We start from the raw sequence: 23,804 nt of genomic DNA, 5'->3' as shown, positions 1-23,804 counted from the left end.
CGAGTCATTCCTATTTGCATCGGCAAGCCCGACTGGAGCTTAAAATGGACCATCAAGTCGTCGTCCTCTTCCACCTCATCTGCGCAATCCTGTTCGTCGGCGCGGTGGCCATGGAAGTCCTGATCCTCGAGCCGGTACGCAAGATCATCGGCGAAGACGTTTTCCAGCGCGTGGAGTTCTATCTCTTCCGCCAGATCCGTCGCACCTACCCGCTCGCAGTGATCCCGCTCTACATCACCGGCTTCTACATGTACTTCACCTATGTAGAGAACTTCGGCGGCTTCAGTGCCTTCATCGACACTCGCTTCGGCATGCTGCTGACCATCAAGATGAGTCTCGCGCTTGGCTTGCTCACCATCTTCGCGAGTTCGCCCTTCGTCTTCATGCGCAGCCGCCCCCGCAGCACGGTCGGCCACTTCAAGCATTTCCTGATCGTCACCGGCGGCCCCGAGGATTTCCGCATCGACCGCTTCGAGGCAGTGCACTACCTCGCCATGGGACTGGGCATCTGCATCGTGATCCTCGCCAAGCTGATGTTCATGGCCTGACCGGGATGCTGGCGCAAAAAAGCCGCCGCGTTCCGTACCCGGGCAGGGTCGGTACGCGGCGGCGCACTGGAGAGGGTGTTGCTGGAACTGCGTCGCTCAGGCGACGCCCTGGTCGTCTTCGCCGATCAGAACCTGTGAGGCAGACAACCACTTGTGCGGAGGGATCTCGAGATTGGTGGGTGCCGGCTGGCTGAGATACACACGACCGGCCAGATCGAAGATGGAACCGTGGCAGGGGCAGAAGAACCCGCCCGGCCAATCCGCAGGCATGCCTTCGGCCGAGCCTTCGGCGAACTTATCCGAAGGCGAGCAACCGAGATGCGTGCAGATGCCGATCACCACGAGGTATTCGGGGTGGATGGAACGGTGTCGGTTCGTCGCGTAGTCGGGCTGTTGGGGCACGTCGGAAGCAGGATCCGCCAGTTTGGGTTCGACGGGCTCAAGCGCTGCGAGCATCTCGGCCGTGCGGCGCACGATCCACACCGGCTTGCCGCGCCACTCGACGGTCATCATTTCACCGGGCGCAAGGCCCGCGACATCGGCCTCGACGGGAGCACCAGCCGCGCGGGCACGCTCGGAAGGGGTGAGACTGGCAACGAAGGGTACTGCGGTGGCAGCCGCGGCAAGTGCGCCTGCACCGGAGGTAGCAATCAACAGTTTACGACGCTGGGAAGCGAGGTCGGAACGTGTATCGGACATGGCGGGACGCTCTCCGGGGGAAACGTTCGTCGGACCGGCAGGGAATGCGCGGGGAAGAAAAAAGGCGAAGCGGGTCGGGGGATATCGTCGGGCCAGCGCTGCCGGGGGCAAGACCGTTGAGGGGGGGACGATCATGCAGCGATCACGACTCGTCCCGCTTCGCACGACACTACATAAGCAACGACCGTGCCAGCTCTCAAAACACCCGAAAATAAAGCCAGTGTAGCGCGACAGAACAGGTGCCGAGCCGCCAAACTCCGCCAAACCGCCATTTCACCTGCCATTTCGGTCAGTTTGGCAGCACCCCCTACCCCCTCACTGCCTTTCCACCGCGCTCGCAGGCGACCAGCTCCGCGCGCGCAGGCTCCTGACCCCGGACTCCTGACGCCAGGTCCGTCTTCCCCCACGCCCTAGCCACCCCGGTCCTCAAGCAGGCCGAGCTCACGCAGACGGCGGTACAGCGTGCGCTCGCTGATGCCGAGCTTCTGCGCCAGCTCGCGCCGGCTGCCACGGTGGCCACGCACCGCACGCAACATCGCCTGGCGCTGGATCTCGTCGAGGTCGACCGATGCACCTTGCACGGTGGGAGAGGGAATCGCGGCCACGCCAAACATGTCGTCCTCATCAGGCACCGGGTCCAGCACTTCCTCCGGCAGATGCTCGGGACCGATGATGTCTCCATCGCACATCAGGCTGGCACGTTCGAGCACGTTGCGCAGTTCGCGCACGTTACCCGGAAAGGGGTAGTCGCACAGCACCCGCATGGCAGCGGGTGACAGCGACAACCTGCGCTTGGGTGCCACCCGTTCGAGCAGCGCCTCGATCAGCGGAGCGAGGTCACCCTCCCTTTCGCGCAAGGCCGGAACGCGAATCGGGAACGTGTTGATGCGGAAGTAGAGATCCTGGCGGAAGCTGCCCTCGGCAATCATGCGCTTGAGCGGGCGATGCGTGGCCGAGACCAGGCGGATGTCGGCGCGCCGCAGTTCAGTCGAACCGACACGGCGGTAGGTGCCGGTCTCGAGCAGGCGCAGCAGCTTCACCTGCATGCCGAGTGGAATGTCGCCGACTTCATCCAGAAACAGGGTGCCGCCACTGGCCGCCTCGACCAGCCCGGGTTTGCGCGCGGTGGCACCGGTGAAGGCACCGCGCTCATGGCCGAACACCTCGCTTTCGAACAAGGTCTCGGGGAGCCCCGAGCAGTCCACCACAACGAAAGGCCCTTCGGCACGCCGGCTGGCCTCATGCACGGCCGCAGCGAGCAACTCCTTGCCCGTTCCCGATTCGCCCTGCAGCAGCACGCTCGCATCGGACGGCGCCACCCTGGAGATCAGCTCGAGCATGTGCTGGAAGGCTGGGGAGCGCCCGATCATGCCCTGATGCTCGGTCGCGCCGCGCGCCACCTGCATGGGCTCCATTTTTTCGATGAACCAGGCGATCTCTCCGCTGGCGTCGCGTATCGGCGAGAGCTCGATGTTGACGTATTCCTCCCCCCGCGGCGTGTGGTGCAGGTGCAGCACGCGCTCGCGCTGACCCGACTGCAGGCTGCGCGCAAGCGGACAGGACTCGCCCGCCCGGTCACACGGCACGCTGTAGTGGTGCGATACGTCGTAGCACGCCCGCCCGACCACGCTGCGCCCATCGCCGAGCGCGCTGCGATACGCCGCGTTGGCGGCAATGATGCGGTAGTCCCGGTCGCACAGGATGTGCGGCTCAGCAAGGGTTTCGAGAAAGGATACGAGTTCGGGCAAGGGACGTGAATCGGGTTGCATGGCTGCCACTCATGACGGTTTATACGCCACCAGTCTGCCACCGTGACAGAAAACACGTCAATGCCGACGTGTGTATCCCACCGGAAAGTCTTGATTTACATCAAATCCAGAACATGACAGGAACTGGCACGGCTCTTGATTAAGGGAGCGCACCGACAACCGGAGCCCCTCATGAACACCACCGATCGTCGCCTGGTGCGTGAAATCACCGTGGTCATCGTCATCAAGCTGATGCTCATCACCGCACTGTGGTGGGCCTTCATCCGTGACGCGAAGGTGCCGGTCGATCCCGGCGCCATGGCCGCCCAGGTTGCCACCCCTGCAAGCTCAAAACTACACACGACATCTGGAGAAACCCATGGTCAGTGAGCAACTCGTCGACCTGTCGCGGCTGCAGTTCGCCGCCACGGCGATGTACCACTTCCTGTTCGTGCCGCTCACCATCGGCATGGTGTGGATGCTGGTCATCATGGAAAGCGTTTACGTGATGACCGGCAAGACGATCTACAAGGACATGACCCGCTTCTGGGGCAAGCTGTTCGGCATCAACTTCGCGCTCGGCGTCACCACCGGCATCACGCTAGAGTTCCAGTTCGGCACCAACTGGGCCTACTACTCGCACTACGTGGGCGACATCTTCGGCGCGCCGCTGGCGATCGAGGGGCTGATGGCCTTCTTCCTCGAATCCACCTTCATCGGCCTGTTCTTCTTCGGCTGGGACCGCCTGTCGCGCCAGCAGCACCTGCTGGTGACGATCCTGATGGCGGTGGGCACCAACCTTTCGGCGCTGTGGATCCTGATCGCCAATGGCTGGATGCAGAACCCGGTGGGCTCGGAGTTCAGCTACGAGACGATGCGCATGGAACTCACCGATTTCTGGGCGGTGGTGTTCAACCCGGTGGCGCAGGGCAAGTTCGTGCATACGGTGTCGGCGGGCTACGTGACCGGGGCGATGTTCGTGCTGTCGATCTCGGCCTGGTACCTGCTGCGCGGGCGCGACGTGGAGTTCGCCAAGCGCTCGTTCCGCATTGCGGCGGCCTTCGGCTTCGCCTCGATCTGCTCGGTGATCGTGCTCGGCGACGAGTCCGGCTACGCGCTGGGCGAAGCGCAGCAGACCAAGCTCGCGGCGATGGAGGCGATGTGGGAGACCGAACCCGCGCCCGCCAGCTTCAACGTCATCGCCGTGCCCAACGAAGCCGAGATGAAGAACGACTTCGCCCTCCACATTCCGTGGGTGATGGGCCTGATCGGCACGCGCTCGCTCGACAAGGAGCTGCCCGGCCTCAACCAGATCTACGCGCTGAACCGCGAGCGTGTGAAGGTGGGCGTGGAGGCGGTGAAGCTGCTCGAGGCGCTGCGCAAGAACCCTCAGGATGCGGCCCTGCGCGAGGCCTTCGACAAGGTCAAGGACGACCTCGGCTTCGGCCTTCTGCTCAAGAAATACGTCGCCTCCATGGACGACGTCACCCCCGAGCTGATCGACCGCGCCGCACGCGACACGCTGCCCAAGGTGACGCCGCTGTTCTGGACCTTCCGCATCATGGTCGCGTTGGGCTTCGCGATGCTGGCGCTATTCGGCCTGGCGCTGTGGTACTCGATCAAGGGTGATTTCGCCCAGCGGCCGTGGCTGCTGAAGTGGGCGCTGTGGTTCCTGCCCATGCCGTGGATCTCGTGCGAGATGGGCTGGTTCGTGGCCGAGTACGGCCGCCAGCCCTGGACCATCTACGGCGTGCTACCCACCCATTTGTCGGTGTCGACGCTGACGGTCAACAGCCTTTACGGCTCGCTCGCCGGCTTCGTCGGCTTCTATACCCTGCTGCTGATCGTCGAGATGTACCTGATGGTGAAGTTCGCCCGCCAGGGCCCGGGCAGCCTGGGCACCGGCCGCTACATGAACGAAACCCACCACGCCCACGCCTGATCCGGAGCGGACATCATGATCTTCGACTACCCGACACTGAAACTCATCTGGTGGCTGCTGGTGGGCGTATTGCTCGTCGGCTTCGCCATCATGGACGGCCACGACATGGGCGTGGGCACGCTGCTGCCCTTCGTCGGCAAGAACGACGAGGAGCGCCGCGTCGTCATCAACACCGTCGGCCCGCACTGGGACGGCAACCAGGTGTGGTTCATCACCGGCGGCGGCGCCATCTTCGCCGCCTGGCCGATCGTCTATGCGACCGCCTTCTCGGGCTTCTACTGGGCGATGCTGGCGGTGCTGTGGGCGCTGTTCTTCCGCCCGGTGGGCTTCGACTACCGCAGCAAGATCCACAACGCCACCTGGCGCAGCACCTGGGACTGGGGGCTCTTCATCGGCGGTGCGGTGCCGCCGCTGATCTTCGGCGTCGCCTTCGGCAACCTGCTGCAGGGCGTGCCCTTCCACTTCGACGACACTCTGGTGCCCTATTACACCGGCTCGTTCTGGGGCCTGCTCAATCCCTTCGCGCTGCTGGCCGGCGTGGTGAGCACGGCGATGATCACCTTCCACGGCGCGATCTACCTCGCGCACCGCACCGAGGGCGACATCCAGCGCCGCGCCACCACCGCTGCGCTGATCTTCGGCGTGCTGATGCTGGCCGGCTTCACCGCCGCCGGGCTTTGGATCGCCAACGGCAACTTCGGTTACGCCATCACCTCGGCGGTGGACACCGCTGCGCTGCCCAATCCGCTCGCGAAGACGGTCGAGCTGCAGCCCGGCGCCTGGCTGGCCAACTACGACAAGGCGCCGCTGACGATGTTGGTGCCGGCACTGGCCTACGCGGGCGGGCTCGCTGCGCTGTTGCTGGTGTGGAAGGGCCGTACGCTGGCCGCCTTCATCGCTTCGTCGCTCGCCATCGTCGGCGTGATCGGCACCGCCGGCGTGTCGATGTTCCCCTTCGTGATGCCCTCCTCCACGGTGCCGGGCGCCAGCCTCACCGTGTGGGACGCGGTCTCGAGCCATCGCACGCTGGGCATCATGTTCTGGGCCACGATCATCTTCATGCCGATCATCGTCGCCTACACGAGTTGGGCCTACAGCGTGATGGCCGGCAAGGTCACCGCGGCCTATATCCGCGAAAACGAGCATTCCGCGTACTGAACGCGCATACCGAACAAGGAGAACGACATGTGGTATTTCGCCTGGGTACTCGGCATCGGTTTCGCGGTGCTGCTGGCCATCCTGAACGCCCTGTGGGGCGAGAACGAGGAAGCGCGCGAGCGCTCGCGTGGGCGCCGTCCCACCGGAGTCGAGGAATGAGGGCCGCCGTCATGAGCGCACCCGATCGCACCCCACCGGACGCAGCGGGTTCAACCGCTGCGTCCGCGTCCGCCCCCCCCCGTATCCGCCTTTTGCCGCTGCTGACAGCGATCGCGGTGATGCTCGGCATCACCGCCTGGCCGGGCGCGCTGTCTGGCCCGGACGGCGCAGCCGACCATTGGGCGGCAATGGCACTGTTCTGGGCAATGAGCGCGGGCTTTGTCAGTGGTGTCGGTTTTCGTGCGCATAACCGGATTGCGCGCTATCTGTTCTCACCATTGGCCTGCCTCACCGGCATCACGCTGGCGCTATGGCGGGTAGCGGAATTTGCGCTATAGGGTAAGAGGAAAATATTCCTTAACAAATGTTAAGTTTTTACTTATATAGTTATACCCACAAAAACAGGCGTGCCGGCTTCGGGTCCGGCACGCCGATTCACTCGCACCGGAGGAGTCAATGACAGTGAAAGACACGCAGACTGAAGCCGTTCAGGAAGTCGACGCCAATCGGCGTCGACTGCTTTTCGGCGCATCGGCCCTGCCCGTCGCGGCAGGGATCGGGCTGAGCGCCTCGCCACGGAAGGCACAGGCTGCCCTGAAGACGAACGCCCGGATCGTGATCGCCGGCAGCGGCCTCGGTGGCCTCGCTGCGGCCAACCGGCTAGCGCGCGAACTCGATGGCGCGAAGATCACCATCGTCGACCGCAAGGAAATCCACAACTATCAGCCTGGCTACACCTTGGTCGCCACGGGCGTGTGGCCGGTCGAGAAGGTCAGCGACCGCAACGCCGACCTGATCCCCTCCGGCGTCGAGTGGGTGAAGGAGATGGTTGCCGAGTTCGACCCCGAAGCGAACGCAATCGTCACCGATGCAGGCCACCGCATCGAATACGACTACCTGATCGTCGCCACCGGCCTGCACATGGACTTCAACCTGATCGAAGGCATGGACGTGGCCGCGATCGGCACCAACGGTCTGGGTTGCGTATATCCCAGTCCCGAGGCGGCGCAGGCTACGTGGAACGCGATGGACAGCTTCCGCCAGAAAGGCGGCAAAGCCCTGATGACGCTGCCGTCCACCGCGCTCAAGTGCGCGGGGGCGCCCCTGAAAATGACCTTCATGCTGGTGGACCGGCTCAAGCAGGCCGGCACGCGTGACACGTCGGACGTCCAGTTCCATTCGGCCCTCGGCAACATCTTCAGCGTCCCACGGATCAACCAGGAGGTGCTGGAGCGCTGGGCAAAACTCGACATCCCGGTCCATTTCAACAGCAAGCTCGTGGCGGTCGACATTGGCGCCCGTCGCGCGACCTTCGCCAGCCCCGAAGGCGAGCGGAGCGAACTGGAGTACGACTTCCTCCACGTGGTGCCCCCGATGCGCGCACCGGACTCGGTGAAGAACAGTCCGCTCGCCTGGCAGGAAGGTGGCTTCGCTGCGGGCGGTTGGCTCGAAGTGGATAAGGACACCCTGCGCCACAAGCGTTTCCCCAACGTGTTCGGCATCGGGGACATCAACGGCACGCCCAAGGGCAAGACCGCCGCAACGGTCAAGAAGAGCACGCCGATGGTGGTGCAGAACCTGATCGACGTGATTGCGGGGCGCGAGCCGTCCCAGGTCTTCGACGGCTACACCTCCTGCCCGCTGCTGGTGCGTGAAGGCGCTGCACTGCTGATCGAGTTCGACTACGAGAACCGACTGACCCCATCGCTCCCGGCAATCGACCCGCTGCAGGACAGCTACTTCGCCTGGGTCATGAAATATCGCCTGCTCAAGCCCGCCTACATGGCAGTGGCCAAGGGCCGGGTATAAGGAGGAGACGACATGTACGAAATCTGGCTGACGCTCAACATCCTCTTCGAACTGGGGCTCCTTTACCTGCCCCAGGTGATCATCACCGCGGCGCTCTGGATCCTGCTGACGATCATGGCCGTGAAGCGCGGCAACGCAGGCTGGGCCAAGGCGCTCAAACCCGCCCTCGTGGTCTTCGTGGTCGTTACCGCAATCACCTTCTTCATCACCCCGGGCATGACCAAATCCTCATTCGCCAACATGGGTTACTGGGTCGACTGGGGCAACCTCTTCCTCTACGCAGCCGCCTTCGGCGGCGTGGGCGCCGCCCTCACCTGGCCGATCGCGGCCATGATGCGGCCTGCTCGCTGAGCTTGGAGTCCTGAGCCCCGTGGCGCATCTGCTGCGCAGCGGGGTTTTTTCATTCAAGCATCCCGCTTTCCAACCTGTGGAGCATCCCGTCATGAAACGACTTCTGATCGCCGCCGCCATCGGCTTCACCAGCTTCGCCGCCCAGGCAGCCGACATCGCCATCTCCAACAAGGACGCCTACGCCAAGATCCAGAACGACGAGAAGAACGTGCTCTTCATCGACGTGCGCGACCCCGTAGAGATCATGTTCATCGGCTCCACGGACGCCGTGCACGCCAATGTGCCCTACATGCTTGTCGATCGCACGCAGTGGAACGCGGAGAAGAACATCTTCCGCCTCTACCGCAACCCGGACTTCATCAACCAGGTCAAGCTGCAACTCGCCAAGCGCGGCCTGAGCTCGGATGCCGAAATCATCACCATGTGCCGCTCGGGCAGCGAGCGCGGCGAACCCAGCGCTGCCTTCCTGCGCGAAAATGGCTTCCCGAACGCTCGCTACGTGGTGGACGGATTCCAGGGCAGTGCCCTGAAGGATGGCACGCAGGCGGGCCTGCGCATCAAGAACGGCTGGCAGAACAGCGGCCTTCCCTGGTCGGCAAAGATGAACCCCGAAAAAATCTATCGCCCCGACCAGAAATAAGCCTGACCAACGCACTCGTACCGGGGCTTCATGCCCCGGGGAGCGAATCGTCGAATCGGACGGTGCCAACATTGCGCACCGTCATGGCGGGCTCAGCCCTTCGCTTCGAGCTTCAGGTCGACCATCAACTCGTTGGCCAGCGACTCAAGCGCCGCCTGCAGTTGCGCGGGTGACACGCTCCCCGGCACGCGCACATCAAGCTCGGCGCGGAACATCGCCTCGCCGCTGAACGACGCGCTTTCGCAGGCGCTGTCCATGCGGTCGATGCTCGCGCCGTGCTGCGCCAGCACCGACGAGATGTCGCGCACGATGCCCGGGCGGTCGTGGGCGAGCAGTTCCATGTGAATCCGCTCGCCACCGACCGCGCCCGCGGTGGGGGTGCCGCGCTCGATGCTCAGGCTCAGTCCGGCCGAAGAAAGCCCGCGCAGCGCCGCCTCGAGGCGGTCGGCGTTCGCCTCGGCGGTGTCGAGCCGCACGATGCCTGCGAACTTGCCGGCCAGGTGCGCCATGCTGCTGTCCAGCCAATTGGCACCGTTCGCGGCCGCACACTCGGCAAGCGTATTGACCAGCCCCGGGCGGTCCTCGCCCACGAGAGTGACGATCAAGGAAACGTTCATGTTCAGGGCTCCTCAGAATTCATGGTAGTCAGACATCGTCGTGCGGCGGATCGCGCAACGGATTGTTCCCTGAATCGTACCCGCGCGGGCGCGCTCCATCTATCGCAACCGTGCGCCCTGGCCCGCGAGCAGCCCGAGCACCCAGGATGCATCGCCTCCCTGAGCCCAAGGGACAGCAGCGAGTGAGCGCAGCACTCGGCGCACATCATCGCTGCGCTAGAATCCCGACTTTTCCGGCACGCACGGGGGCGCCCGCACCCGGCGAGCCTCGCCACAGAACCCGACGGAGTCACCCCATGAGCCTGATCGCCCAACTGAAAAAGGATTCCCTGCTCGCCCGCAAGGCCGCCGACGGCGTACGCGCAACCCTGCTCAGCACACTGATCGCCGAAGCCGAAATGGTCGGCAAGAATGCTGGCAACCGCGAAAGCAGCGACGACGAGGTGCAGCAGACGATCCGCAAGTTCCTGAAGAACAATCAGGAAGCGGTGGCCGTGATAAAGGACGCCGACCGCCTCGCGTTGCTGGGGCAGGAATCGACGATCCTGACGTCCTACCTGCCGCCGATGGCAAGCGAGGCCGAGGTGAAGGCCTTCATCGCCGAGACCGTCGCCGGCCTCGCCGAGCGCTCGCCCAAGCAGATGGGCACGGTGATGGGTGCGCTGAAGGCGAAGTATGGGAGCAGCTTCGACGCCAAACAGGCCAACGCCTGGGTGAAGGACGCGCTCACCTCCTGAACACACCATGCGGCCGCTCAGCGCCTCGGGCCGGCCTGCAGATGCCCCCGCTCAGCGCAGCGCGGCGTGGATCTGCTCCGCGAGCTTGCGGCTGACACCTTCGACCCGGCAGAGGTCTTCTACCGTCGCCTCGCGCACCCCGTCCAGCCCGCCGAAGGCGGCGAGCAGGTTGCGCCGGCGCGAGGGTCCCACGCCGGGAATGTCCTCCAGCTTCGAGCCCACCCGCGCCTTGCCGCGCTTGGCGCGGTGCCCGGTGATGGCGAAGCGGTGAGCCTCGTCGCGGATCTCCACGATCAGGTGCAGCGCAGCCGACTCGCCGCCCAGCACCAACCCCTCGCGACCGTCGGGGAAGATCAGCGTCTCCAGCCCCGCCTTGCGCCCCTCACCCTTGGCCACGCCCACCATCGCCACCGCCTCCAGCCCCACCTCGGCGAGGATCGCCCGCGCGGCGCTGACCTGGCCCTTGCCGCCGTCGATCAGGATGAGGTCCGGGCACACGCCCTCCCCGGCCGCGACCTTGCCGTAGCGCCGCTCCAGCGCCTGGCGCATCGCGGCGAAGTCGTCGCCGCCGGTGATGCCGGTGATGTTGTAGCGGCGGTACTCGGCGCGCTTCATGGCGCCCGCCTCGCACACCACGCAGGACGCCACCGTGGCCTCGCCCATGGTGTGGCTGATGTCGAAGCACTCGATGCGCTGCGGCGCCTCGTCGAGGTCGAGCGCGGCGCGCAGGGCCTCGAGGCGCTGCTCGATGCGGCCGGTGTCGCGCGCACGCGCCTGGATGGCGAAGCGGGCGTTCTTCTCCGCCATCTCCACCCACGCCCTTTCCGCCTCGAAGCGCGGCGACACCACGCCCGGCGGGCGCTCGGTGATCTCGGCGAGCGTCTCCTTCACGGCCTCCGGCGGCAGGTTCACCAGGATGCGCGCCGGGATCGGGTGCTGGCTGTAGTGCTGCTCGACGAAGGCGAGCAGGCTGTCCATCGCGCCCGACACCGCCGCGCCGCTGGGGAACTGCGGGCGGTCGCCGAGGTGGCGGCCGCCGCGCACCATGGCGATGTTCACGCAGGTCAGGCCGTCGGCCTCGATCGCGGCGAGCACATCGACGTCCTCGTCCTTGCGGCTGTCAACGAACTGCTTGTGCAGCACCGCCTGCAGCACGCGCACCTGGTCGCGGCAGGCAGCAGCCTCCTCGAAGGCGAGGCGCTCGGCAGCGGCCTGCATGCGGCTGGTCAGGTCGTCGATCACCTCGTTGGCCTGACCGTCGAGGAAGCGGGTGGCGAGCTTCACATCTGCGGCATAGGCCTCGGGCTCGACGAGGCCGACGCAGGGCGCGGTGCAGCGCTTGATCTGGTGCAGCAGGCAGGGGCGCGAGCGGTTGGCGAAGACGGTGTTCTCGCAGGTGCGCAGTTGGAAGGTCTTCTGCAGCAGGTGGATGCTCTCGCGCACCGCCCAGGCGTTGGGGAAGGGGCCGAAGTAGCGCGCGCCCTTGGTGAAGGCGCCGCGGTGGTAGGCAAGGCGCGGGAACTCGTCGGCGGAGAGTTCGATGTAGGGGTAGGTCTTGTCGTCGCGGAAGAGGATGTTGTAGCGCGGCGCCAGGCTCTTGATGAGGTTGTTCTCGAGGATCAGGGCCTCGGCCTCGCTGCGCGTGGCGGTGATATCGACGCGCAGCACCTGCGCCACCATCATGGCGATGCGCGGGCTGGAGACGGTCTTCTGGAAGTAGCTGGAGACGCGGCGCTTGAGGTTCTTGGCCTTGCCGACGTAGAGCACCTTGTCGTCGGCGCCGATCATGCGATAGACCCCGGGCTCCTCGGTGAGGGTGCGCAGGAAGGGCTTGGGGTCGAAGGCGTTAGAGGACGTCGGATCGGTCATGAGTGGTGATGCAGATTAGGGCTTGAAACCATCTGTGCCTCGGAGCGGACACGGGGCATTCCTTCCATGGGCTGCGGAACTCGCTCGCTACGCTCACTCAGACAGTCCTCGCCCATTCCAGGAACGCCCCGCATCCACTCCAGCGCAGTGCATGCTCGACGGTACATGGAAAACCCCCTGTCGATCATCCGTGCTTATGGAGGACCTCGGTGCGCTGCTCGCCGATGGTGGCGGCGGTCATGGTGGGTGCGGCGCTGCTGTCGTCGGGGATGGCGGCGACGCGGTCGCGGGCGTGGACATAGGCGGCATGGAGTTCGAGCGCGAAGGGGTCGGCGAGCCACGCAGGCTGCGGGGCGGTCGGCACGATCGCGGCGAGGCGGGCGAGATTGTCCGGGTCGGGAACCGGGGCCCAGCGGTCGAGCAGTTCGGCAGCGAGGTCCGGGCGATTGCACACCAGCAGCATGTCGCAGCCCGCGGCGTACGCGGCTTTCGCCCGGCCGACGATGTCGCCAGCGACGCGGGCGCCTTCCATGTTGAGGTCATCGCTGAATATCACGCCCTTGAAGCCGAGCCGCTCGCGCAGCACGTCCTTGAGCCAGAAGGGCGAGAAGCCGGCCGGCTGGGGTTCCGGGCTGGGGTCGGCCTTGGGGTAGATCACGTGCGCGGGCATCACGCCGGCGAGCTGACGGCCGAGGCGGTGGCGGTAGGGGGCGATGTCCTCGTTCCACACCGTATCGAAGTCGCGTGTGTCGACCGGCACATCGTGGTGCGAGTCAGCCTCGACGAAGCCGTGGCCGGGGAAGTGCTTGCCCACGCAGCCCATGCCCGCCTCCGCCATGCCGGCGCACAGCGCCTGCGCGAGCGCGGAGACCACCTGCGGGTCGCGATGGAAGGCGCGGTTACCGATCGCGCGGCAGCAACCGTAATCCAGATCCAGCACCGGGGTGAAGCTGAGGTCGACGCCGTGCGCCCGCAGCTCGGCCGCGAGCACGAAGCCGGTCGCACGCGCCGCTTCGAGCGCCGCAAGGTGGTCCCTCGCCCACAGCGCCCCCAGGCTGCGCATCGACGGCAGGCGGGTGAAGCCGTCGGTGCGGAAGCGCTGTACCCTACCGCCCTCATGATCGACCGCGATGATCAGCGCCGGGTCGCGCAGCGCACGGATATCGGCGGTGAGCGCGCGCAGCTGGTCGGAATCGGCGTAGTTGCGCGCGAACAGGATCACCCCGCCGACGAGCGGGTCGAGCAGGCGCTCGCGCTCCTCGTCGGTCAGGGCGGTGCCGCCGACGTCGATCATGACGGGGCCGCGCGGGCGGAAAATGGGATTGCTCATTGGTCAAACTTCTCTGGTGGCGGGGTTTGGCAAACTCGAACGCAGTCGGCCAATCGGGTCAGGTGGACCACTTATGCGAAAGCGATTCTGCCTGCTGCAACACAAGTTCGACCGCTTCAGGCTGTTTGTCAGGTGGGTACTTCCACTTTTGTAGACAGCGTCGCACCAAAATCCGCAGCCGCGCACGCACGCTTTCCCGCACCTGCCAGTCCACCGTCGTACTGGCGCGGAGTTTTTCCGTGATTTCGATCGCAATCTTCTTCAGCGTGTCGTCACCCAACTCGCGCATCGCGCTCTCGTTATTGGCCAGTGCGTCATAGAAGGCGATCTCATCCTGCCCCAAGCCCAGTGCGGCTTCACGCTCCAGCACGGCCTGGAATTCCTTGGCCATCTGGATCAACTCTTCGATGACCTGTGCCGTTTCGATGGCACGGTTGTGATACCTGCGCAGGGTCTCCAGCAGCCGGTCGCCGTATTTCTTCTCCTGAACCACGTTGTTACGCGCTCGCGCCTTGATTTCATCGCGCAGCAATTTCTCTAGCAACTCGACGGCCAGATTGCGGCTGTCCATCTGGCGCACGTCTTCAAGGAACTCGTCGGACAGCAGGCCGATGTTCGGCTTGTCCAATCCGGCAAGCGCAAAAATGTCGGCCACACCGTCGGCAACGATGGCGTTGTCCAGGATCTGCTTCAGCGCACTGTTTTTCTCTTCGGTGGATCGCTTCTTGTCTACCGTAGTGAACTTGGTGATGGCCGCCTTGATGGCTGAGAAAAAGGCGATTTCCTTTCGCAGCGCGGTGGCCTCGTCCAGCGTGCCGCACAGCGAATAGGCCTTGGCTACCGCCACCATCGTGTCCAGGAAGCGCTGCTTGCCATCCTTCAGGCCCAGCAGATGGTTGGCACAGGGCACCAGCAAAGCCGCTGCCTTGGTTTCGAACCCGCTGTAGTCGCAGCCGTGCATCATGCCGCGCACGATGTCCATCTTCTCCAACAACACAGCCAGCGCTTCAGCGGCGTTGTGCGTGGGGTCGCCTTTGCCCTTGGCTTCGGTGTAGGTCTTGAGCGCGGCCTTCAATTCGTTGGCGATGCCGATGTAGTCCACCACGAGGCCGCCCGGCTTGTTCTTGAACACCCGGTTCACCCTCGCAATCGCCTGCATCAGGTTGTGGCCCTTCATGGGCTTGTCCACGTACATGGTGTGGCAGCACGGCGCATCAAAGCCGGTCAGCCACATGTCGCGCACGATCACCAGCTTCAGCGGGTCTTTGGCATCCTTGAAGCGCTTCTCCAGGCTCTTTTTCACCTGCTTGCTGTACAGATGCGGTTGCAGCAGTTCCTTGTCGGCCGCCGAGCCGGTCATCACCACTTTGATGGCACCTTTTTCCGGATCGTCGTTGTGCCAGTCTGGCCGCAGGGTGACGATGGCTTTGTAAAGCTGGGCACAAATGTCACGGCTCATGCACACGATCATGGCCTTGCCGTCTAGCGTCGCGTTGCGGGTTTCGTAGTGCTCAACCAAGTCCTTCGCCACTTGTGCTAGACGCGGTTCCGCACCCACCAGTTTTTCCAGCGCGGCCCATTCGCTCTTAGTCTTTTCGCGGCTGGCGATGTCCTCTTCGTCTTCAACCACCTCGTCGACCTGCTCGTTGAGCGCGTCGATCTCGGCCTGCTTCACATCCAGCTTGGCCAGCCGGCTCTCGTAGTAGATCGGCACCGTGGCACCATCGTCCACGGCATCCTGAATGTCGTAGATGCTGACGTAGTCGCCAAACACCGCGCGGGTGTCCTTGTCCTCCAAGGAAATGGGCGTGCCTGTGAAGCCGATGAAGGTAGCGTTTTTCAGCGCATCGCGCAGGTGCTTGGCATAGCCAAACACATACTTACCCGCCTTCTCATCGAAACGTCCCTTGGTACCGTACTGGCTGCGATGCGCTTCATCCGAGATGACCACGATATTGGATCGGTCGGACAGCAGCGGGTGTTCGTCTTCCTCATCCAGCAGGGCGAATTTCTGCACCGTGGTGAAGATGATGCCGCCTGCCTGGCGTGAGACCAGCATCTCGCGTAGCTCATCGCGGCTGCCCGCCTGTAATGGCGTGGTTTTGAGTAAGTCACCGGCAGCGCAGAAGGTGGCAAACAGCTGGCCATCCAAATCGTTACGGTCCGTCACGACCACCAGCGTGGGGTTCTTCATCTCCGGCTGTTGCAGCAGCTTGCCCGCGTAGCAGGCCATGGTGATGCTCTTGCCCGAGCCCTGCGTGTGCCACACCACACCGGCCTTGCGCGAGCCTGGCTTCACTTCTTTGCTATAGGTGGCGCGCTCTTCCCGCACCTCCAGCAAGCCTTTGTCGGGCGAACTCGCCGCGATCACCGTGGCGCGCACCGCTTCACGCACAGCATGGAACTGGTGATAGCCCGCGATTTTCTTAATCACTGCATCACCATCCTGCTCGAACAGCACGAAGTGGCGGATGTAATCGAGAAACAGCTCCGGTGCAAAAAAGCCGCGCACCACGGTTTCCAACTCCAGTTGCAGGCGGGGGCGGTCATCTTCGTTGGCGATGGTGCGCCAGGGCAACATCCGCTCGGCGTTGGCAGTGAGCGAACCCACCCGCGCCGTCCAGCCATCGCTGACCACCAGCGCCTCATTGCTGTTGAACAGGTCGCTAATTTCGTCCTTGTAGGTTTGTAGCTGGTTGAACGCATCCCAAGCGTCGGTCTGTTCGTTGGCAGGATTCTTCAGCTCGATCACCGCCAGCGGCAGGCCATTGATGAAGACCACCAGATCAGGCCGCCGAGGTTGCTTGCTGCCGGTGACCGTGAACTGGTTGATCACCAGAAGTTCGTTGTGCCGCGGGTTGGCGAAATCGATCAGGTGTACCAGATCGCTTTTCTTTTCGTCCCCTACCGTGAACTCCACAGCCACACCCGAAAGCAGCAGCCGGTGAAAACTACGATTGCGCACCACGGCCTGCGGCTCGCTGATGGTTTGCACAACGTGTACAGCCTGTTCCAGCGCAGCGGTTGGAATGTGCGGGTTGATCCGACCCAGGGCCGCTAGCAGCCGGTCGCGCAGGATCACCTGCCGGTAGTCAGCCCGTTCCGGGCTTGCACCGTCGGGCGCGATATCCGGCCCATGAACAAACTGCCAGCCGGTTTCCTGAAACCAGCCTATGCACAGGTCTTCGAGTTGTTGTTCGTTCATCATGGCTGTGCCAACTCCCTGATTCGTGCCAGCCATGCGGCAAAGAACGCACACTCGGCCTCAATCTTGGCCAGACCAATCTTCTGCGCAGCGATCGGGCCATGCCTGCGCTTGCGATAGCTGGGGTTGCTCAATTCGCGTTCTAGATGCGCAGCCGGTTTGGTTTCTGGTCGATCGTTGATGTGTTCGGGCGACTCGGCAGCCGCGCGGATTTCAATTAGCCGCTCAATAGACTTTTTCGACCAAGAGGGATTCACCTGGGTTAATGCAGAGACATCACTGAACAGCAAGGCCTCAAACTCATAGGGCTGGATGTAGGGGATGAACCGTTCCGGCTGACAGCCAGCAGCAGCCACGATATCTGAATGCAACTCACGCCGAAGCAGATCAAGCTTTTGGCCCAAATCAGGTATCGCTTTGGACTGCTCAAAGCCCGGAAATCGCTTGTCCAGCTTGTACAAGTCCAAGAGTGTTGTCACCACAGGGGCGCTCTTCTGGCACAGGGTGTTGCGCAAATGCAGTTTCACCCGGTCATAGTTCAATGCGCCACCGCGATGTCCCGGTGATGTTTCCACCATTTGCGGTTCAAGGTACAGGCCCACACCATAAAAGCCGGGGGCCATCACATCTCGGACGAATTCTTCTTCGGTCTCGCCCTCGCAGACCACCACAACGCGGCTCATCGGGTTGGCCTCCCGCCCAGCACATTGCGTTTCCACAATTCACCCAGGCTGTAATCCTCGGTCAACCAATCAGCCAACTCGTCGGCGTCCAAACGGTTGAACACCGATGCATCGCCCTCGCGCTGAACCACCACCACGTCTTCCGGTTGAAAGTTGTTCAGCAACTCCACCGACTGTGTGGAAACGATCACCTGTTTCGACTCGGCGGCTTCCTTCAACATCTCAGCCAACAAATTTATGGCAAAGGGATGCAGTCCCAGTTCCGGTTCGTCGATCAAGATGGTGTCGGGTAGCAAAGCTTGCGGCTGCAGCAGCAACGTGGTCAGGCAAATAAACCGTAGCGTACCGTCGGAAAGTACATGCGCTTTCCATGGCGTGTCAGGCCGCCCGCGCTCTGTCCACTCCAGCTCAATGAACTCGCTGGCTTCGTCACGAAACACGAAATCGCCAAAGAATGGCGCCGCGCGACGTATGGTTTCCACGATGCGGTCATAACTGCGCTCGAAGAAGGGCGTGGTCTTGAGCTTGCGCAGATACGCGGCTAGGTTAGCCGCATCGGGTTTGAGACGCAGGTTGTCATTGATGGCATGGATGCGCTTGACCGCCGCCGTATCACCCGTATCGTGAAAGTGATATTGCCGCCAGATTTTCAGTCGGTCCATCACGTGGCTACTGACCGTCGCACTGGGAGAGTCCTTGTCACTGCGAATCCTGGCCAGTTCATGGCCTGCTCCTAAGGAATACGCCTTGATCGCATAGTGACCGTCAATCCATGGCTCTTCACGACTGAAAATCAGCCGGTTGTCCTGAGTCGGCGTCAGGCTGATGCGATAACCATTCTGGATGCCATTGCTAGGGGTGAAATACACCTCCAGGTCCATCTGGGACGTTACCTTGCTGCCGTAATGTAACAGCGCCTCAGGCCCCCCCCACTTCTGTACATCGACCGGGAAATTGTCGCCCACCACTGAAGCCAGGAAGCGAAACAGCCCGATGAAATTGCTCTTGCCCGCACCATTGGCGCCAATCAGCACATTCAGTGGGCGCAGCGCAAAGTTCTCCAGTTTGGCGATGGATTTGTAACCCTTGATAGTGATTTTCTGAATTTGGGTCATTTCACTCCTCCATCAATGCCAACAGAAGCGCCTCGATAGATTCATCGTGCTCACCCTCTGGATACCAGATCGGAAATATATTGGCCTTTGCCAATGCCTTTTTGCGCTCGACGCGATCGATCCCCTCCTTCAATTCAAGGAAGGCGTAGTGCTGTGGCAGGGTGTGCGCCCCTTCTGTGGCGACCACTTGCTCCATCGTTCGAAGTGTGCGGTCTGTCAATAAGCTACAGCCAACAAATAGCAGTGACTTGCCAAACAAAAAACGGGAGAAGAATTTCTCTACGACTCCAGCCTCACCATAGGCTAGCGCATATTCATCACGCAGCAAGACGCGATTGGCAACTGTTTCAGAGGAGCCGTGTAGCTTCAGTAGGTATCTTCCACCGGCACTTAGAACACGTAATGCCTCTCCCAAATTGCCGCCGAAAACCACTTGATCAAAGCCCTGCGATTGCCCGGAAAAGGTGGATTCCAGCAATTTGTCGAAATTGGTTGTAATGACATTGGCTTCTGCAAACACGAGCGGGAACAAATTGATTGCGCCATTCGCGGCACAGTCTTTGTCGAAACATTCCTGAAGTTGCTTATCAAATAGCGCCGGACCAAGATCATCGTGAAGTAACTGAGCGGCCCCCTCGTAATCCCCCGCGCCTAATAGCGACTCCAATTCGTCCGCCTTGACGTGCGACTCACACTGCATATCCCATAAAAATTTCGTCCACCCTGGGTACCCGCTGGGCACCGAAAGTCCCGCACCAAGAAAAGGGACAACATTTCGAGAGCCATATGCCTTCTTAAGTGCACTAAAACGATTTGCATTGTCGTGCGCAGCAAGCACCTGGCGCGACACGTCGCGCAGGTTGCTCTTTCGCTCCTCCACCCAATCCTCAAAAGACAATTGATATGTTTCCGGCTCTAGCTCTCTCAATATTCTGCTGCGCTGGAAGGTGGAGCCAATGATGTCCACATCCCCTTCAGAGTTGAGATATTCGTGATATTTCGGGCGCCAAAAATCCATGGTCAGCCCTCAAATGTTCCAGATGTTTCAATTTCCCCTGACAGCAACTTAGGGAGCAACACATCTCGAGTCGTCGCAAGGGTTGAGCTCTGTGCTGCCAGCGTCTGCATCATTGAGAAAATCGAGGACGCCTTCGCCTCAAAAGCACGGCAAGCTTCGGACGGTGGCCGCACAATGGGTATCTTCTTAAGGTCGGAAACATTGATGTACGGCAGGGCGGTGCCCGAGACCAAAGTATTGAAATCGAGTGTACTGAGCAGCGAATAAAAAAAGTACTGCCCGGATTTGCCTTCAACGGGACTGGCTGACATCAAGTTGTTGTCAATGATGGTCGGGGAAGTCAGCAATCTCCGGCGATTCGAAATCAGTGCCACCCCAATCTTGGCAAAAACGGTCGCGCCCACCGGGTGCAACTTCGCCTTCATCTCAGACTGTTGAGCTTTGCTGACGTAGTTGTTAGCCGATTGAATGAAGACTTCGTTGCCCGCAAGGTTCATATCGCTCACCTTGATGAACGGATAGTCCCCCTCTGTACTACCCTGATGTTCCGGTTTGAACGCGCTGCCTGCCGTAAAGCTACAAATATCACCGAGCGCACCACAGGACCATCCCTTCGGAATCTCACCCAACTCCGACTCCTCCATCTCATCCGGGAACAGCGCGGCTATGGCGGCGAGTTGTTCGTATTGCTCGGGCGGCAGGGCATCGAGTTCGGCGTCGGGCTTGCCGCTGATGGCGCTCATGGCGGCGCGCAGCGGGTCGCGGCCTTCCTGCTTGGCGGCGATCTTGGCTCTGACCGGGTCGAAATCGACAAACCACGATTTGAAGAGGGCTTGCGCTATGGCTTCGAGGGTTTGGTTGATGTGGCGGTTGAGGTCGATTTTGTCGTCCAATCCGCCAAGAGTATTTGCAATTGCACGTTGTCGATCGATAGGCGGCCTCCGAACCTTTAGCGGATGGAGGTGATTGCGATTTAGCGTGGGAACACCACTCCCAGCATTTAGGCCCGAGAAGTCCATTGAACGAAGCAGGTAATAGCAATACCTGGGGTCGTTGCCGTGGAAGTCCTTAACCCACAACGTTGTATTGAGGGGCCAGAAATCTTGTCGAATGAACTGCCCTCCGCCGATACTTCCACTTCGCCCGATGACAACGCCAGGTCCCTTCACAGGCGCTTCGTTATGAAAACCGACAATGCCTGTTGATGCGACAACCGGTACAGAACCGCTACGTCGATCTTGCACAGGCAGGTCAATTCCCCTCTGAAGGGTGAGCACCTCCCCAAGGGTTGTCTCAATCCATTCAGAGCTCATAACCCAACCCCGCCAAGCTTCCCTTGATCTCGCCCTCAAGTTTGGCGCTTTCGGCAAACTGCTCTGCCAGTTGCGCCGTCAGCCGCGCCATCTTGTCGGCGAAGAACTCCCCATCGTCTTCCTGCTCTTCCGCGCCCACATAGCGCCCCGGCGTCAGCACATGCTCGTGCTTGCGGATGTCGTCGAGCGTGGCGGCGTAACAAAAGCCAGCTACGTCCTCATAACCTTCACCCAGCTGCCAGGCATGGAAGGTGTCGGCGATCTTTTTGATGTCATCGACCGTGAAGTCGCGCAGCACCCTGTCTTTCATGTAGCCGAGCTGGCGGGCGTCGATGAACAGGAATTCACCGCGCCGGTCGCGCTTGGTTTTGGTGAGCGCCAGGCCGTTGCGCTTGTCGCGGGTGAGGAACCAGATGCAGGCCGGGATTTGCGTGTTGGTAAAGAGCTGGCCGGGCAGCGCGACCATGCATTCCACGTAGTCGTCCTCGATCAGCTTCTTGCGGATTTCGCCCTCGTTGTTGGTATTGCTGCTCATAGAGCCATTGGCCAGCAGCAGCGCCATGCTGCCCGCCGGAGCCAGGTGGTAGAGCATGTGCTGCAACCAGGCAAAGTTGGCGTTGCCCTGCGGCGGGGTGCCGGCCATCCAGCGCGGGTCGCTAGCCAGTTTTTCGTTCCACCACTCCTTCATATTGAAGGGCGGGTTGGCCATGACGAAGTCGGCGCGCAAGTCGGGGTGCAGGTCGTTGAGCAGCGTGTCGCCAGGAGCGCCGCCGAAGTTGAAGTCGATACCGCGAATCGCCATGTTCATGGCGGCCAGGCGCCACGTGGTGGGGTTGCTTTCCTGGCCGTAGACGCTGATCTGCCCGGTTTTGCCGTTGGCGACCTTGCCACCGTGCTCTTCGATGAACTCTTCGCTCTGCACAAAAAAGCCGCCCGAACCCATGGCCGGGTCGTACACGCGCCCCTTGAAGGGCTGCAACATTTCAACTATCAGCGTGACGATGCTCTTGGGCGTGTAGTACTGGCCGCCTTTCTTGCCTTCGGCCAGCGCGAACTGCCCAAGGAAATATTCATAGACGTGGCCGAGGATGTCCTTGCTCTTGAGGCTCAGCGGCTGGCCGTTGTATTCCTTGCGGTTGAAGTCGGTGTCGGAAAAGTGGGCGATCAGGTCGGCCAGCTTGTGGCTGTCGATCTGGGTGCGTGCGAAGTCCTTGTTGAGCACGTTCTTGAGCTTTTTCTCGTTCTCGCGCTCGATGGCCTCCATGGCGTTGTCGATCAGCCAGCCAACACTGCGCATTTCTTCCGGCTCGTCCTTGCCGGGCTTGTTCCACGGCAGCGGGGCTTTGGGCGGCAGTTGGGCGCAGTCGCGCAGGGTTTGCCAGCGCGCTTCCAGCGGCACCCAGAAGACGTTTTTCTCGGTGTAGTAGTCGCGGACTTCCAGTTCGGCTTTGATGTGAGCTTCGTAATCGTCGGGATAGTCCTCCGGGGCCATGTAGTAATCATGGTCGGGGTTCTGGAACTGCTCGCGCAGCTCTTTCTGCCGCTCTTCGAAGGCGTCGGAAACGTACTTGAGGAAGATCAGGCCCAGCACCACGTGCTTGTAGACGGCAGCATCCAGGTTGGAGCGCAGCTTGTCGGCGGCGGTCCAGAGCTTTTTTTCAAGGTCGATGAAGAATTGTTGTTCGATGGGGTTCATTGCTTTTTCCCTGATGAATTTTGCTGGGCATGGGTGGCTTGCCCGATAGCTTGCGGTATCTGTTCCCACTTGGCCGCACGGCCTTTGCCCGTTGGCGTGATCAGCCCTTCAGATTTCATAGTACGCAAGACGACGCGGACCATGTCGCGGCTTATGCCGGGACAGGCTTCTTCGATTTCGGAGATCGAGAACGGTAGGTTGCGCTTGAGGATTTCGGCGCGCACACGGTCGCCCTTGGCGCCGCGTCCACGTTCGATGGTGCCGACACGCTCCTCGAATTCCTTGTAGGCCCGAAGCAGTGCGCCCCAGAAGTAGTCGAGCCACGGGGCAATATCGTGGGCGCCGTCATGCCAGCCTTGCGAACTAGCCTCCAGCGTTTCGTAGTAGCTCTCTTTCGATTCTTCGAAGATGCGCTCCAGACTGATGAAGCGGCCCACCGCGTAGTCGAAGTGATAGAGCAATTGCAGGGTTAACAGCCGTGCCATGCGGCCGTTGCCATCCGGGAAGGGATGGATGCAGAGAAAATCGAGGATGACCAGCGGAACCAGTACCAGCGGGTCGGCCAGATGTTGATCCAGTGCCGTGCGGTAGCGCGCAATCAGATCGGTAATCGCCATAGGCGTGAGATGCGCCGCCACGGGCCTGAAGCGAATCCGTGAGCTGCCGTCAGGGTGGCGTTCAACGATGTCGTTGTTGGTGGCTTTCCAGTGCCCACCCGGCTGTGGCATATAGCGATACAGAATGCCGTGAAGCTGCAGAACAGTGCCCTCCGAGAAGGGCATCTGCTCGCCGCTTTCGTGGATCAGGCCCAGCGCGTCACGGTAGCCTGCCACCTCTTGCTCAGAACGGCTTTGCGGCGTGGCGTTTTTGAGCACCAGCGACTTCAGGCGGTGCGCCGCTACCACTACGCCCTCCAGGCGGTTAGATGACTCGGTGGACTCCACCACGGCCACCTGCTGCAAGTCGCTCAACACCTCCGGCGACTGCGCCACATACAGCTGCTGCTTGCCCCGGTACTCGCCCAAAGCGCGCAGCGTCGCCAGTTGCTGGGCATTAAAGCGCAGTTTGGCGAGGTAGTCGGGCAAGAGTGAGTGCATGAAGTTTCTCGGGGGCCGTAAATGGGGTAATCGTACCCATAATTGGGGTAACGCACCATTTCATTACCCC

The 23,804-nt window shown here is 62.0% G+C and carries 22 protein-coding genes; 10 read left to right on the top strand and 12 right to left on the bottom strand.

The window, feature by feature from the left end:
- Positions 1-44: 44 nt before the first annotated feature.
- Positions 45-548: a hypothetical protein gene (locus ACPT9U_RS11840; RefSeq protein ID WP_418364638.1), complete on the top strand. Its 504-nt coding sequence runs from the start codon at positions 45-47 to the stop codon at positions 546-548.
- Positions 549-644: 96 nt separating this feature from the next.
- Here the strand turns inward: ACPT9U_RS11840 and petA are convergent, their stop codons facing one another.
- Positions 645-1,247, bottom strand: coding sequence for a ubiquinol-cytochrome c reductase iron-sulfur subunit (petA, locus tag ACPT9U_RS11835; RefSeq protein WP_418364639.1), 603 nt, complete (start codon positions 1,245-1,247; stop codon positions 645-647).
- A gap of 410 nt (positions 1,248-1,657) precedes the next feature.
- A complete protein-coding gene (locus ACPT9U_RS11830; protein WP_418364640.1) occupies positions 1,658-3,016 on the bottom strand; it encodes a sigma-54 interaction domain-containing protein in 1,359 nt (452 codons plus the stop codon).
- A gap of 171 nt (positions 3,017-3,187) precedes the next feature.
- Between ACPT9U_RS11830 and cydP the strand changes: the two genes are divergently transcribed.
- From cydP to ACPT9U_RS11790, 8 genes are all read left to right on the top strand, one after another.
- Positions 3,188-3,385, top strand: a complete 198-nt coding sequence (gene cydP / locus ACPT9U_RS11825; protein WP_418364641.1) for a cytochrome oxidase putative small subunit CydP — start codon at positions 3,188-3,190, stop codon at positions 3,383-3,385.
- A complete protein-coding gene (locus ACPT9U_RS11820; RefSeq protein ID WP_435751079.1) occupies positions 3,375-4,937 on the top strand; it encodes a cytochrome ubiquinol oxidase subunit I in 1,563 nt (520 codons plus the stop codon). Before cydP ends, ACPT9U_RS11820 begins: the two co-directional genes overlap by 11 nt.
- Positions 4,938-4,952: 15 nt before the next feature.
- A complete protein-coding gene (gene cydB / locus ACPT9U_RS11815; RefSeq protein ID WP_435751077.1) occupies positions 4,953-6,095 on the top strand; it encodes a cytochrome d ubiquinol oxidase subunit II in 1,143 nt (380 codons plus the stop codon).
- 27 nt (positions 6,096-6,122) lie between these two features.
- On the top strand, positions 6,123-6,254 hold the full coding sequence (cydX, locus tag ACPT9U_RS11810; protein ID WP_418364644.1) for a cytochrome bd-I oxidase subunit CydX: 132 nt from the start codon (positions 6,123-6,125) through the stop codon (positions 6,252-6,254).
- 11 nt (positions 6,255-6,265) lie between these two features.
- Positions 6,266-6,592, top strand: a complete 327-nt coding sequence (locus tag ACPT9U_RS11805) for a cyd operon YbgE family protein (protein ID WP_418364645.1) — start codon at positions 6,266-6,268, stop codon at positions 6,590-6,592.
- Between the two features lie 118 nt (positions 6,593-6,710).
- The gene (locus ACPT9U_RS11800) at positions 6,711-8,063 is read left to right on the top strand and encodes an NAD(P)/FAD-dependent oxidoreductase (protein ID WP_418364646.1); all 1,353 of its coding nucleotides are present in this window, start codon (positions 6,711-6,713) and stop codon (positions 8,061-8,063) included.
- A gap of 12 nt (positions 8,064-8,075) precedes the next feature.
- On the top strand, positions 8,076-8,414 hold the full coding sequence (locus tag ACPT9U_RS11795) for a hypothetical protein (protein ID WP_418364647.1): 339 nt from the start codon (positions 8,076-8,078) through the stop codon (positions 8,412-8,414).
- Positions 8,415-8,505: 91 nt separating this feature from the next.
- A complete protein-coding gene (locus ACPT9U_RS11790) occupies positions 8,506-9,054 on the top strand; it encodes a rhodanese-like domain-containing protein (protein ID WP_435751076.1) in 549 nt (182 codons plus the stop codon).
- A 92-nt stretch (positions 9,055-9,146) separates the two neighbouring features.
- On the opposite strand, the gene ACPT9U_RS11785 is transcribed toward ACPT9U_RS11790, so the two are convergent.
- Complete coding sequence (locus ACPT9U_RS11785; protein ID WP_435751075.1) at positions 9,147-9,671, bottom strand: glycine cleavage system protein R; 525 nt, start codon at positions 9,669-9,671, stop codon at positions 9,147-9,149.
- Positions 9,672-9,967: 296 nt separating this feature from the next.
- On the opposite strand from ACPT9U_RS11785, the gene ACPT9U_RS11780 reads away from it, so the two are divergent.
- Entirely contained in the window at positions 9,968-10,408 is a 441-nt protein-coding gene (locus tag ACPT9U_RS11780; RefSeq protein ID WP_418364649.1) for a GatB/YqeY domain-containing protein, read from the top strand.
- Between the two features lie 51 nt (positions 10,409-10,459).
- Here the strand turns inward: ACPT9U_RS11780 and uvrC are convergent, their stop codons facing one another.
- The 9 genes from uvrC to ACPT9U_RS11735 form a co-directional block, all read right to left on the bottom strand.
- Positions 10,460-12,277: an excinuclease ABC subunit UvrC gene (gene uvrC, locus ACPT9U_RS11775; RefSeq protein WP_435751074.1), complete on the bottom strand. Its 1,818-nt coding sequence runs from the start codon at positions 12,275-12,277 to the stop codon at positions 10,460-10,462.
- Between the two features lie 184 nt (positions 12,278-12,461).
- Positions 12,462-13,607 (bottom strand): beta-N-acetylhexosaminidase, encoded by a 1,146-nt coding sequence (nagZ, locus tag ACPT9U_RS11770; protein ID WP_435751073.1) that lies wholly within the window; start codon positions 13,605-13,607, stop codon positions 12,462-12,464.
- Positions 13,608-13,665: 58 nt separating this feature from the next.
- Positions 13,666-16,815, bottom strand: a complete 3,150-nt coding sequence (locus tag ACPT9U_RS11765) for a type I restriction endonuclease subunit R (RefSeq protein WP_435751072.1) — start codon at positions 16,813-16,815, stop codon at positions 13,666-13,668.
- Entirely contained in the window at positions 16,812-17,495 is a 684-nt protein-coding gene (locus tag ACPT9U_RS11760) for a DUF4276 family protein (RefSeq protein WP_435751070.1), read from the bottom strand. The genes ACPT9U_RS11765 and ACPT9U_RS11760 overlap by 4 nt, the downstream gene beginning before the upstream one ends.
- Positions 17,492-18,610 (bottom strand): AAA family ATPase, encoded by a 1,119-nt coding sequence (locus ACPT9U_RS11755; RefSeq protein WP_435751069.1) that lies wholly within the window; start codon positions 18,608-18,610, stop codon positions 17,492-17,494. Before ACPT9U_RS11755 ends, ACPT9U_RS11760 begins: the two co-directional genes overlap by 4 nt.
- Before the next feature lies 1 nt (position 18,611).
- Positions 18,612-19,628 (bottom strand): SIR2 family protein, encoded by a 1,017-nt coding sequence (locus ACPT9U_RS11750; protein WP_435751068.1) that lies wholly within the window; start codon positions 19,626-19,628, stop codon positions 18,612-18,614.
- Between the two features lie 2 nt (positions 19,629-19,630).
- The gene (locus ACPT9U_RS11745) at positions 19,631-20,941 is read right to left on the bottom strand and encodes a restriction endonuclease subunit S (protein WP_435751067.1); all 1,311 of its coding nucleotides are present in this window, start codon (positions 20,939-20,941) and stop codon (positions 19,631-19,633) included.
- Positions 20,931-22,637, bottom strand: coding sequence for a type I restriction-modification system subunit M (locus ACPT9U_RS11740; protein WP_435751066.1), 1,707 nt, complete (start codon positions 22,635-22,637; stop codon positions 20,931-20,933). Before ACPT9U_RS11740 ends, ACPT9U_RS11745 begins: the two co-directional genes overlap by 11 nt.
- Entirely contained in the window at positions 22,634-23,734 is a 1,101-nt protein-coding gene (locus ACPT9U_RS11735) for a Fic family protein (protein WP_435751065.1), read from the bottom strand. Before ACPT9U_RS11735 ends, ACPT9U_RS11740 begins: the two co-directional genes overlap by 4 nt.
- Positions 23,735-23,804 lie beyond the last annotated feature (70 nt).

The sequence above is a fragment of the Thauera sp. AutoDN2 genome, assembly GCF_051280715.1.
Classification (GTDB): domain Bacteria; phylum Pseudomonadota; class Gammaproteobacteria; order Burkholderiales; family Rhodocyclaceae; genus Thauera.
Note: the sequence above shows the minus strand (reverse complement) of the source record. Positions and strands in the feature narration are given on the sequence as shown.

Coding starts and splice junctions, on each gene's coding strand:
- ACPT9U_RS11840 (WP_418364638.1), top strand. CDS start 45: ATGGACCATCAAGTCGTCGTCCTCTTCCACCTCATCTGCGCAATCCTG.
- petA (WP_418364639.1), bottom strand. CDS start 1,247: ATGTCCGATACACGTTCCGACCTCGCTTCCCAGCGTCGTAAACTGTTG.
- ACPT9U_RS11830 (WP_418364640.1), bottom strand. CDS start 3,016: ATGCAACCCGATTCACGTCCCTTGCCCGAACTCGTATCCTTTCTCGAA.
- cydP (WP_418364641.1), top strand. CDS start 3,188: ATGAACACCACCGATCGTCGCCTGGTGCGTGAAATCACCGTGGTCATC.
- ACPT9U_RS11820 (WP_435751079.1), top strand. CDS start 3,375: ATGGTCAGTGAGCAACTCGTCGACCTGTCGCGGCTGCAGTTCGCCGCC.
- cydB (WP_435751077.1), top strand. CDS start 4,953: ATGATCTTCGACTACCCGACACTGAAACTCATCTGGTGGCTGCTGGTG.
- cydX (WP_418364644.1), top strand. CDS start 6,123: ATGTGGTATTTCGCCTGGGTACTCGGCATCGGTTTCGCGGTGCTGCTG.
- ACPT9U_RS11805 (WP_418364645.1), top strand. CDS start 6,266: ATGAGCGCACCCGATCGCACCCCACCGGACGCAGCGGGTTCAACCGCT.
- ACPT9U_RS11800 (WP_418364646.1), top strand. CDS start 6,711: ATGACAGTGAAAGACACGCAGACTGAAGCCGTTCAGGAAGTCGACGCC.
- ACPT9U_RS11795 (WP_418364647.1), top strand. CDS start 8,076: ATGTACGAAATCTGGCTGACGCTCAACATCCTCTTCGAACTGGGGCTC.
- ACPT9U_RS11790 (WP_435751076.1), top strand. CDS start 8,506: ATGAAACGACTTCTGATCGCCGCCGCCATCGGCTTCACCAGCTTCGCC.
- ACPT9U_RS11785 (WP_435751075.1), bottom strand. CDS start 9,671: ATGAACGTTTCCTTGATCGTCACTCTCGTGGGCGAGGACCGCCCGGGG.
- ACPT9U_RS11780 (WP_418364649.1), top strand. CDS start 9,968: ATGAGCCTGATCGCCCAACTGAAAAAGGATTCCCTGCTCGCCCGCAAG.
- uvrC (WP_435751074.1), bottom strand. CDS start 12,277: ATGACCGATCCGACGTCCTCTAACGCCTTCGACCCCAAGCCCTTCCTG.
- nagZ (WP_435751073.1), bottom strand. CDS start 13,607: ATGAGCAATCCCATTTTCCGCCCGCGCGGCCCCGTCATGATCGACGTC.
- ACPT9U_RS11765 (WP_435751072.1), bottom strand. CDS start 16,815: ATGATGAACGAACAACAACTCGAAGACCTGTGCATAGGCTGGTTTCAG.
- ACPT9U_RS11760 (WP_435751070.1), bottom strand. CDS start 17,495: ATGAGCCGCGTTGTGGTGGTCTGCGAGGGCGAGACCGAAGAAGAATTC.
- ACPT9U_RS11755 (WP_435751069.1), bottom strand. CDS start 18,610: ATGACCCAAATTCAGAAAATCACTATCAAGGGTTACAAATCCATCGCC.
- ACPT9U_RS11750 (WP_435751068.1), bottom strand. CDS start 19,628: ATGGATTTTTGGCGCCCGAAATATCACGAATATCTCAACTCTGAAGGG.
- ACPT9U_RS11745 (WP_435751067.1), bottom strand. CDS start 20,941: ATGAGCTCTGAATGGATTGAGACAACCCTTGGGGAGGTGCTCACCCTT.
- ACPT9U_RS11740 (WP_435751066.1), bottom strand. CDS start 22,637: ATGAACCCCATCGAACAACAATTCTTCATCGACCTTGAAAAAAAGCTC.
- ACPT9U_RS11735 (WP_435751065.1), bottom strand. CDS start 23,734: ATGCACTCACTCTTGCCCGACTACCTCGCCAAACTGCGCTTTAATGCC.